The sequence below is a fragment of the Sphingobium sp. FG11 genome, from assembly GCF_057809915.1.
Genome location: NZ_JBMDKW010000032.1, coordinates 1 through 10,307 on the forward strand (window position 1 = coordinate 1; position 10,307 = coordinate 10,307).

At 54.3% G+C, this 10,307-nt stretch carries 12 protein-coding genes; 7 read left to right on the plus strand and 5 right to left on the minus strand.

Features of this window, described 5'->3' with window-relative positions:
- The 4 genes from ACODSN_RS16230 to ACODSN_RS16245 form a co-directional block, all read left to right on the plus strand.
- Positions 1–350, plus strand: a 350-nt coding sequence (locus ACODSN_RS16230) for a hypothetical protein (RefSeq protein WP_489056527.1), incomplete at its 5' end; no start/stop codon positions are given.
- Complete coding sequence (locus ACODSN_RS16235) at positions 347–856, plus strand: hypothetical protein (protein ID WP_489056528.1); 510 nt, start codon at positions 347–349, stop codon at positions 854–856. The genes ACODSN_RS16230 and ACODSN_RS16235, both read left to right, overlap by 4 nt.
- Before the next feature lie 97 nt (positions 857–953).
- Entirely contained in the window at positions 954–1,829 is an 876-nt protein-coding gene (locus tag ACODSN_RS16240; RefSeq protein ID WP_489056529.1) for a DNA methyltransferase, read from the plus strand.
- A 2-nt stretch (positions 1,830–1,831) separates the two neighbouring features.
- Complete coding sequence (locus ACODSN_RS16245) at positions 1,832–2,653, plus strand: DNA-methyltransferase (protein WP_489056530.1); 822 nt, start codon at positions 1,832–1,834, stop codon at positions 2,651–2,653.
- Here the strand turns inward: ACODSN_RS16245 and ACODSN_RS16250 are convergent.
- A complete protein-coding gene (locus ACODSN_RS16250) occupies positions 2,615–3,853 on the minus strand; it encodes a hypothetical protein (protein WP_489056531.1) in 1,239 nt (412 codons plus the stop codon). The genes ACODSN_RS16245 and ACODSN_RS16250 overlap by 39 nt on opposite strands.
- A 153-nt stretch (positions 3,854–4,006) precedes the next feature.
- Complete coding sequence (locus ACODSN_RS16255; RefSeq protein ID WP_489056532.1) at positions 4,007–4,384, minus strand: excalibur calcium-binding domain-containing protein; 378 nt, start codon at positions 4,382–4,384, stop codon at positions 4,007–4,009.
- Between the two features lie 460 nt (positions 4,385–4,844).
- On the opposite strand from ACODSN_RS16255, the gene ACODSN_RS16260 reads away from it, so the two are divergent.
- The 3 genes from ACODSN_RS16260 to ACODSN_RS16270 all read left to right on the plus strand — a co-directional run bounded on the left by ACODSN_RS16260 (position 4,845) and on the right by ACODSN_RS16270 (position 6,836).
- A complete protein-coding gene (locus ACODSN_RS16260) occupies positions 4,845–5,720 on the plus strand; it encodes a hypothetical protein (protein WP_489056534.1) in 876 nt (291 codons plus the stop codon).
- 105 nt (positions 5,721–5,825) lie between these two features.
- On the plus strand, positions 5,826–6,374 hold the full coding sequence (locus tag ACODSN_RS16265; RefSeq protein ID WP_489056539.1) for a recombinase family protein: 549 nt from the start codon (positions 5,826–5,828) through the stop codon (positions 6,372–6,374).
- 45 nt (positions 6,375–6,419) lie between these two features.
- Complete coding sequence (locus ACODSN_RS16270) at positions 6,420–6,836, plus strand: hypothetical protein (protein WP_489056535.1); 417 nt, start codon at positions 6,420–6,422, stop codon at positions 6,834–6,836.
- A gap of 15 nt (positions 6,837–6,851) precedes the next feature.
- Here the strand turns inward: ACODSN_RS16270 and ACODSN_RS16275 are convergent, their stop codons facing one another.
- The 3 genes from ACODSN_RS16275 to ACODSN_RS16285 form a co-directional block, all read right to left on the minus strand.
- Positions 6,852–7,286 (minus strand): DNA-binding protein, encoded by a 435-nt coding sequence (locus ACODSN_RS16275; protein WP_489056536.1) that lies wholly within the window; start codon positions 7,284–7,286, stop codon positions 6,852–6,854.
- Between the two features lie 77 nt (positions 7,287–7,363).
- Positions 7,364–8,464, minus strand: a complete 1,101-nt coding sequence (locus ACODSN_RS16280; protein ID WP_489056537.1) for a replication initiation protein — start codon at positions 8,462–8,464, stop codon at positions 7,364–7,366.
- Positions 8,465–8,958: 494 nt separating this feature from the next.
- On the minus strand, positions 8,959–10,307 hold a 1,349-nt coding region (locus ACODSN_RS16285), incomplete at its 5' end, for a type IV secretory system conjugative DNA transfer family protein (protein WP_489056538.1).

Below are 10,307 nucleotides of genomic sequence, written 5' to 3' on the forward strand. Positions count from 1 at the left end.
GGGAGCGGCGCGAGCTGACGCAGCAGCTTCGCGAACTCAGCGCCAGGATCGCGGACACCATGCGGGGCATCGGTGACAAGGCCAAGGACATGGCGCAGGGGTTGCGCGACCGTCTCAGCGCGGCGTGGGGCAGTCAGGACCAGGCCGACGATCGCAGCGCAGCCGAGCGGATTGCGGAGGCGACGGCGCAGCGCGTGGAGCGGGATAAGGATACCCCGGAGCCGGGAAGCGCCGCCGCGCGCATCGCGTCCCGCATGGGGAGCAAAGGGGGCGGGTCGGATCACGACCAGGCCGAGCGTGATCTTGAACGGGATCGCTCGAAAGAATGGGACAGGGGACGCGAGCGATGAGCGATGACAACGACGATCCGGTGATGGCGTTGCTGGCGACTCAGCGGGCGGTTCTGGCGGCGGTGGAAAATCTGGCAGGCCAGGTCGAGGTGATGCAGGGCAAGGTGGACGCCATGAGCCGCGTGCTGGCCAAGCTCGTCGCTGGCAGCGTCGGCGCATCAGGGGGCGGCATCGGTCGCGCGCCGACGTTGGGCGACAGGTTCAGACAGGCGACCGACAAGGAAGCGGCGGCGGACCCGGAGCTACGGGCAGCGCAGGGGAATTATATGGTGGCTCGTGCGATCGCCAAAGGATTGAACAAGGGCGATCCCGAAGGCGCGGCGCGGGATGAAGCGCACGCGCGGGAATGGATCGCGGACCAACTCGATCGGGGCCGGGTGTTTGAGCCGGGCAAGGTGCGGGACAGTGAGAAAGGCGCTGTAGCGGTGGTCGAGCCGATCCATGAAGAAATGTTTCCGGGGCGCGTCAGCGTTGCACGTCGATCGGGCTTGGAGCTTCAACGCTAGGGTGAGAACCTTCGAAAATCATCCGCTCACCACTTTTCGGTTGAGCCTGGGCCTTGATCGGCATAGGTCTTCCTTAACGCAGCAGGATGATTTTTGTATGTTAAACCTCGTATCTATAAAAGATGAAGAAGTTCTTAGTGATAATGAGGTAAAAGTCGTAAGTCCAAAAAATAAGTTAAATGCTCTTACAGCATCTGAGTGGATCGCTAGAACTATTTCTGTCTTCGTTCAAAAAGGACATGGCAAAGGTTCTCCTGAAGCTATATTTGAAAGACAGCATCCTGCACCATTCTCATATCAGGATGTTCTTAAATTCATTGAAATGTTCACAAAGCCAGGTGATTTGGTTTTTGATCCGTTCGTGGGCATTGGATCAACCCTTAAGGCCTGCTCCGTCTCTGGACGCAATGGCCTCGGCGTTGAACTGAGCCCGACTTATTCGGGCCTTGCTCGGCAGCGCATTGATGAGACGCAAGGTGTAGAAGGCGTTGAACAAAAAATAATAAACATGGACATTAGGACCGCCGTTCCATCTATCGATGATGAAAGTTTGGATTTTGTAGTAACTAGTCCACCCTATTGGGGTATCTTGAATAAGATAGACCATAAAGCAAATCAGGACAGAATCGCAAACGGACTAGATCATAACTATGGAAAGTCGGCTAATGATATTGCTCACATCGCAGATTATGATGATTTTGTAGAAGAGCTGTCAGATATATTTTGTAAAATTAGTAAAAAACTAAAGCCCAAAAAATATATGGTGATAATTGTTGGGGATTTTAGGCATAAAGATCGCTATATGATGTTTCATTCTGATTTATCTAGAGCGATAGAGCTTAATAAAGAAATGGCAGTAAAAGGACTTACTATAATATATCAGAAGTTTAAGCGCGTATTTCCATATGGATATCCGCATGCTTTTGTACCAAATATACACCATCAATATGCAATTATTCTTCAGAAGATCTAGACATGGCTGGAAAAATTTTAAACATCGATGTTCTGGATGGATTTTCACGGACAGCATCCAATTCTGTCGATCTCATTGTCGCTGACCCTCCTTATGGAATAGCCAAAAATTTCGGCCTGAAGGACAGTTATAGCAATATAGACGAATGGAAAGAATGGTGTTCTCTATGGCTCACTGAATCGAAAAGGGTCATGAAAGAATCTGGTTCAATTCTATTGTACGGAATTCATAATTATATTTGTTTCAATCATGTGCAGATGCATGAATTAGAGTTGCAGTACCGCCGTCAGATAATTTGGCATTATGAGAATGGATTCTGCGGTAACCGGGCAATGCGGGCGACATATGAACCGTTATTGTGGTTCTCGAAGTCTAAAGACTTCTTTTTTGAAGAAATACGCGAGCCCTATAAGAGCGCAGAACGCTTGAAATACGCCGTGAATAAAAACGGAAAAGCTTGGCAACCCAATCCTAAAGGTCGCTTAGCAGGTGACGTTTGGGCGATTCCCACATTGGCTGGGCGTCGTTATGCCGATGAGCGTGTTGACCATCCTACGCAAAAGCCGCTGATGTTATCAGAGCGTATCGTACAGCATTTTTGCCCTGAGAATGGGAACGTACTGATCCCCTTTGCAGGTTCTGGCAGTGAATGCTTGGCCGCCTTTCGACATCAAAGGAATTTCACCGGATTTGAGATCAATCCGACCTATTGTGATTTAGGCGAAGCACGGCTTCGTGCGGAAGGTTGGCGGCCCGCGAGACAAACGTCCCGCAAGGCCGTCGGCTCAAGCGGTAAACAGAGCCGGATCGTTGTCAGCGCCTAGCGTTGTCCAAAGCGCGTCACTTTCCCATATAACTTCAAATCCATTGACCCTCAGAAAATTAGCTATTTCTTCCGATGGCTTTTGTGAAAAAAGGATAATGTGGCGAACATTCATTGTTTCTACCCCCTCAGGTAAATCGAAGAATGCATATCCTCTAAGCTGTCCTAAAGCCTTCTCTGCTTGTCTCCGACCATCAGTGGGGCTTCCGTCAAGTGTTTTTGCTTCTATCAGCAACCAAGAGTCGTCTTTAGACGCAAGGCAGTCGTAGGGGTTTGCGTATAAATGGTATCCATTTTCTTCTAGAAAATGAGCGAACTTAGTTACCAGAGATTGATGCTCTTCAGTTCTTCTTTGTCTTAGTTGTATCGCTGCGTTTAGATCAAAAATATTTTGTGCATTATTTTGGAATGCAGGCAAAGGGGCAATGTTGTTTGCGGTGTATAGAGTAGGATTTCTATTTCTTCGTGATGGATTCGTGCGAGGTGGTTTTTTTGGTATTCCAACCTCATCAATGGTTTCAGTCGCCAGAGAAGCTGAAGGCTTTGGATAAACTAGCTTATTGCCGGTTGTGATAACATCTCCAAGCTGTTCGGCTATGCCCGGAAGAACCTTTATGGAATTGGCAGCATTATGCGGGCTAACTCCAAGTTGATCTACAACATCCTGATAAGGTAAATCAGATAAATCTAGAATTCTGTTATATTCATCAAGTGAATCGTTATTAGCTTCTAATGCTAACAGAAGTTTTCTTTTCTCGATACCTGGATGGTCATAAACGAGGCGCAGAAGAATGCGATAAGGGTGGCTTTTATTCTCATCATCGCCGATGGATAACGCCAGCATAGCCTCTCGCCATATTCCTAATCTTACCTCATTTGTTGGGGAATCTAAAAGCTGACGGCCGATTGGCGTTAGACCGTTGCCAGAGATTAGCCCAAACAGTTTCAAGGCCCGTCGATGATCGCGCGCGGCTGTACGTGATCCCCTGTTTGCCGCTGGCTTTTGCAGTTCTCTAGCGAGGAGTTGGGCAATGCTTAAATTGCCTGCATCTCGGAACGAATGAACGCCCCCGTATGCAAGAGCGTCTCCGTAGGTTGCATCAGATGCGAAATCGCCCCCGGCATCTAGGATTTGGGCAGCAACCCTTAGAGCCTCCAGAAATTTATCTAGAGAGGCAACTTGATGTGGAAAATTCTTCAATTGAGCCCCCAGCTACATTTCCTGACGGTTATGTCCGGCGGCTAAATACTGCAAGGCTCCGTATTCTTAGGGTAAGGATGGCGCTCACATTGGCAGTTCTGGTGATGCAAAAATCAAAACTTTTGCATCAACGGTGCCAGGGCGGCTTTTCTGTCAATTTCCGTGATACGGCTCGCAAGCGATGCCATCGCTATCCCCGTCCATCTCGACGCGGTATCCTGGCTCCCCACGGTAAATCGGAGCGGTGCCTGCTGAGCGGGCAGAATCACACCCAGCCCAATAATCGCCAGCCTGGGGTGCGCGGGCACGAGCCATGCCAGTATTTACCGCGAAAGAATGAGCGGCGGAGGCGACGCGTTGCACCCCACCCTCGCTTGCTGCAATCGACCCTACACCTACAATTGCTCCCAGTGCCGCTGCTGCCCCAAGGAGCTTCAATTCCATAGGAACGGGCTTAGGATCAGGTTGGCGAGGGCGTGTCCTTCGCTGCCCCTTTGGCGATGGCTGATTGAAGGAGGAGCGGCGGCGCATCGTGCTGGCCTAGCAAAGCTGGGTTAAAGGCTCGTTGCCTCATCAGTGCCTACATGAATCGCGACCAGAAGGAGCGCTAGATGTGCATCAGATTTTTGCATCACGGAGAGGCGCAGATTTCTGCGCTTTTGAGTCTGATGCAAAACTTGTGATTTTTGTATCAGGCTGAAGCTTCAAAAGTTGTAATTCGCAAATTGACAGTTATCGACGCTCAGCGTGCGTGCGATGGGGGCCTGTATCCGATCATCAACGTCTTATTCGGTCCATCGTGGATGGGTATCAGCGTCGCGCCGCCTACCCTTGTGATCGCATCCACGACACAAATTCGAGATCGATCGGATTGTTCGGTGCCGCCAGCGTTGCGCGCAGCGGCTTACTTATGGTTTCCGTGTCCAGCTTATTTAAACCTATTCAACATTATGTCGTCCTCAGGGCTAATTGCGCACTTGAAAGAGGAAACATGTTTCGGAGATTTTTGATTTTAGCGATCGCCTGCGCTGTTACGACTGGTTGCAATTCGAGCAAATCTCTTTCGGATAGCGAGCTTGATGCGCGCATCTTGAATGACACCTTGGAATTCCAAGGTGTTTTCAACGGCTGTATCGCCGGGGACGTCCAAAAGTGCGAGGATTCGATCGATAAGGCTGATGCTGTTCTAGCATTGCAGGAGGAGGCATGTTCCCGGAGCTTAGGATCTGCCGGGTGTAAGGCAAAACCTCCTATTGAAAAGATAGCCAAAGCCATACCTCTTTATCGTGATCTCGCCAAAGGTGACCTAACCGCTCTGAAAAAATTGAGTACGCTTATGCTCGACAAACCTTCAGATGAGCTAAGCTATACTGAAAGGGCCGACGCGGCTGCTGAGGCCGCTGATCGAGCAGCTGAGGCCGCCGATCTGGCAGCTCGTCCCGTTGAACAAGCCGCAGACCCGATACGGTTTGATAGCTACATGACGGAAGTATTTGGGGGTGGTGAAGCTGCCAGCCCCATACTTACCGGCGGAAACCCTCCCAATAGGCGGTATAAGGCTGCTATCGAAGAAGCTGTGTTGGGTGATCCCGTCTACGCAGGGTCATACAGCGTTGTTCGGCTGGGATGCGGAAATGCTTGCGAGTTTATCAAGTTTGTTAATCAAAGGAACGGCGTTGTCGTAGATCTTCCAAGAGAGCTTCAGACCAATCCGCATGACATAGATCACATGGATAACAGCCGATTGCTAAAGGTCACTACATATCTTGACCATGACCTTAATAACTGTCGATTTGATAATCTCGTTATTGAAAGCGATCACTTTCGTACGGTAGGAAACAGTTCAGGACCTTGCCCTTCTCATTAAGGTATCGTTTGTTAAAAATTTCATTATGAAAACTTTTGCATCAGATTGAGAATGGCGAAAATCCGCGCCCTTCCCTGATGCAAAAATCTGATGCAGATCATTGCCATGATTTACGGCTATGCGCGCGTTTCCACCAACGGCCAGGACTTGGCCCAGCAGCTCGCCCAGCTCACCGCTGCCGGGTGCATCAAAATCTACCGCGAGAAGATCAGCGGTGCGACGGCCGAACGGCCACAGCTCAAGCGCGCGATCGGCGCGCTGGACGATGGCGACGTGCTGATGGTGACGGCGACAGACCGGCTTGCCCGCAACACCCGCGACCTATTGAACATCCTCCATGCGGTGAAGGAGGCCGGGGCTGGCTTCCGTTCGCTGGCCGAGCCGATGGTGGATACGACTTCGCAATTTGCCGAGGTGATAATTTCGGTGTTGGGGATCGCGGCGAGCTGGGAACGGGATCGGATCACCGAGCGCACTGCCGCAGGGCGTATCCAGGCAAGGGCGCGTGGCGTCAAATTCGGGCGTAGGACGGCCCTTACGCCACATCAGCAGGCCGAGGCGCTGGATAGGCTCGCTGCCGGTGACACGCAGCGCACCGTTGCCGCCCTGTTCAATGTCAGCCAGGCAACCATATCACGGCTTGTAGGACGTTAATGTCCCCGGCATTGTGGCACTTAGATAAGTGAATGGGTGGGAATCATGGCATCAAAGCGGACTGAAAATACGATCATTGCTGTAATCGCCGCTTTGGGAATGGCAGTTATAATAAGCAAATATTTTGAGCCATCTTCGCCTCCTGTTCAGTTGCCGAACGAACCGGCACCGATTGCAATTAAAAGTGAACCACCAATCGAAGCGTTATTACCCAATGTGTCGAGTAGCCGGAAAATGACAGATGCAGATCGAGCCTATTATGACGGTGCGTTCGCAAGCCAAGCCGAGGCATTACGAAGCGCGGAGCGACAGAATGCTAGTGGTGGTGCAGCACAGCGCGCGCGTGAGGTTGCTGGAATGACCGAAGCCGCAAAGAGTGCAGGCTATGATGATGCTACTGCCGCACGGCTTGGAAGCGAAGCCGCCGCCCTTTGTAATGGCGATCCAGAGTGTTTGAAATAATATCAGCGTTCGAGATCAGTCGCTGGATCGCCCAAACAGACGACCTAAAAAGCCACGTTTCGATTCTGCGGCCTCTGGCCCGGTGAGCAATCCGATCACCCGCGCCTGCGCTTCTCGACGCTCTTCCTCGGATTTATCGAGCCGTTGGCGCAGGTCGGAAACTACGCCATCACGATCTTGTAGCTGTTCACGCAACAGTTCAATCTCCCGCTGCAACCCCCCTGAATTTGTTAGGGTTTCCCTGTTTCCTTCAGGGGTGTCGGAGCGGGAATCATCAACCGTTTCTTTCTGTTTCGGAGGAAACACCCGGAACAGTTCGGACGTGTCGATAAGGTAGCCATTATCGGTCTTCTCGGCATAGCTAAGACGACCGGATTTTAGGGCTTTTGAGACGGTTCCCTTGCTGACCCCAGCCAGTTCAGCCCCCTTCGTCATTGAGACGGTTGCCATAGTTTATTCCCCCGTTTCCAACCGGGAACGTGTCCCTGTTTCTATAGGGTATCGCGAAACCCTAAGAGCGACAACCATTAGGGTTTACTCCATTTTTCCGCGCAACCCCTTACCCAGGTCGTCCAATCTTCGCGTAGGGCATCTCCCCGGAGCTGGCGTCGCTTGTCAGTTCGCACCCGCGCATATTGATCCGCCAACCGCTGTACGGCGTGCCCTCCACCATAGGTGACGCCGATCGCGTGCAACTCCGTTGCGCCAAATTCCGTCACCTGATCGTCGGCAGGCCAGCGCAAAACATCAGACACGCCCAAATTCGCGGCTGTTGCAGCGATGATCGCACTGGGATCGAGTATCGTTTCCGCCGTGCCATCGCGACGTGCTCGGCGACCGGCGCGATGGCGTTCGTTTTCCTCTTCGGCCGCTACCGCAGCGATCGGCGGCTTGCGGCGGAAGGTTATAGCAATCTCAATGACCTTGCGGCCCCGCCTTTTGGCGACGTCCCATGCCACCGAGAACTGCGGCACAAGCTGGTTGATTTCCGCCGTTGCGGCATCGAGGACGAAGCGTCGAAGATCGGCGAAAGAGCTGTAAGACCCTTCTGGAACACCAAGCTTTGCCCGGAGGGTTTCCACATCGCCGCGCCAGATCGGCACGTCTCGTCGGTAGAGCAACGCTCCGAGCTGGTATAGTTCGAGGGCATATTTGCTATCGAAGGCCAGCACTGTTGCCCGGTGCAGGAGTGCATAGGCTTCGCTGTCTTTCAGGAGGTCGCGCGCGCGTCGGGTGAAACGGTAGATCAACCACCCCTGTTCACCCCCCTCAAATGTCTCTTCGATCATCTGGAAGGTGCGCCGCCCATGGTCGCCATCCACCTTGTCAGGCATGGCAAAGAAGATACCCATCAGCTCGTCGATTGTCTCGGCAAGGCGATCGTTGGAGTTGTGGGAGCCGCGCAACATGCGCTTGGCGATTCTATGTTCCTGGTCCCGCCAGGCGTCGCCTGCGGCCTGGTGCATCATCAACGCGAACACCTTGCGCGCAGACAGGCTAAGGGAAACCCCCCGCGCGTAGCGGACTTCGACTAGCTCGCGCGGCTGTACGATCGTGTCAGAGCCACGCTCTTTCTCGATCCGTGCCACCTCCATCGTGCGACCAGTTGTGTCGGCTGTCCCGTCCATGATGGGACATTCGGTCGATGTGCGAACAGGGTCAAGGTATTATGAGATGAGAAAGGAAATGGCCTCACTTCATGCACCCCATTCCTCATAATACCCCCACCCCAAAACTCACAATAGGGCACCCCATTCCTCATGATGCCCCACCCCATTCCTCATGAAAGGCCGAAATACGCCTTTATAATCAATGCGTTTGATACCCCCTGAATCATAGAATCCCAGAATCTAGAATCATTGCGGACGCGCGAGCAGAAATGCAGCTCTAGGGATGAGGAATGTGGAATTGGCCTAGCGGCCAATGCGCTGTTTGATGCGTGACGGCGATGCCGTCACAGGGCGACCTACGGTCGCGGGGCTTCCGAGGGGGAAGTGGGGCGGGTTCAGCGCCCAATCGCGCCCTAAGCGGCTGTGGAGAGGTCCAGGGCGGTCAGGAGGCGGGGTTGTGGCCGTTTCCGGTCCAATGCCTCATCGGCGACGATCGCGCTCCCTGTGGCCGCTCAGCCGGGATCGGCCAGCCCTGCAAATTCGCGCTGATCGTAATAGCGGATCTTCTCCACGATCAACGGGGCCTGCCCCTGGAGCATCAGCAATTGGTCGGTGGGCGGCATCCGCATGATTTCGTCGGGGTTCATGAGGTTTCGGGCGCTGATATGGGTGCTGGCCGATTCCGTGAGCTTTGCCCCGCCGATCCTGCCGCCTTGGGAATAGCCCGCCGTCTGATATTCGAGGGTTTCCTGCCCCAGCGTCTTCGATAGCAGTTCGGCCGTGGCGAGATCGTTCACCCCGAACGCCTGAAACACCCCAGCGTTCGACATGAAGGTGCCCGCGCGTTCGCCATAGAGGGCGCGCAACTGGTGCATGTCCTGCAAGATCGGCCAGAGCTGCAACCCATATCCGGCCATCAGGCCCATCGCCCGCTCGACCGGTTCAAGGCGACCGAGGGCGGCGAACTCATCGAGCAGAAACAGGACGGGCCGCGCCGGTTTGACGGGTGAGCGGGCCATGTCGGTGAGCGCCTGGGCGACCAGCAGGCGCAGCCAGCGTGCATAGGCGTCGAGCCGGTCAGGGGGGAGGCACAGAAACACCGTGGAAACCCCCTCTTTCAACCCCGCGAACGTGAAGTCGGACGCGGCCATGCTGGCGACGATCCGGGGGCTGTCGAGAAAATGGGTATGGCGCTGGGCCGACGACAACACGCCTGCGGCCTCGCGATCGGACTTGCCGAGTTGGCGGTTGGCCGCTCTGGCGATCAGGCCACCGGCGCCGCGGCTGTCCTGCATGAGGGTGAGCAGATCGGCGAACCCCTTGGGGGCCAGCGTCAGATACTCGCGCACCGTCGCCAAGGTGCGATGCTCGCGGTCCTCATGGACAACGGCATAGAGGATCAGCCCGCCGATCAGTGCCTTGGCTTCCTCGTTCCAATGGGCATCGCCGCTTTGCCCGGCAGGGTCATGGACCAGGGCGTCGGCCAGCGTCATCGCATCTTCGGCCAGATCGAGGCTGGCGGGGTCGAGGCGGTCGAGCGGATTGTAGCGGGCAGGGGGTTGCCCCGACACCTCGAATGGATCGAGGCACCAGACCTTGCCGCGTGTGGCGCGCGCTCTGGCGGTGACGCGGGCATTCTCGCCCTTGGGGTCGATGCAGATCACCGAGCGGTCGAGGATCAGCAGGTTGGGGATGATCGTGCCGACACCCTTGCCGCTGCGCGTCGGGGCCATCGTCAGCAGGTGGGCGGGACCGCCATAGCGGAGCAGCTTTCCCGATTTGGCCGATCGACCGATCAGCAGATCGCCGTCGCCGGATTCCAGGCCGCGCACATCGTCACGCGATCCGAAGCGGGCCGAGC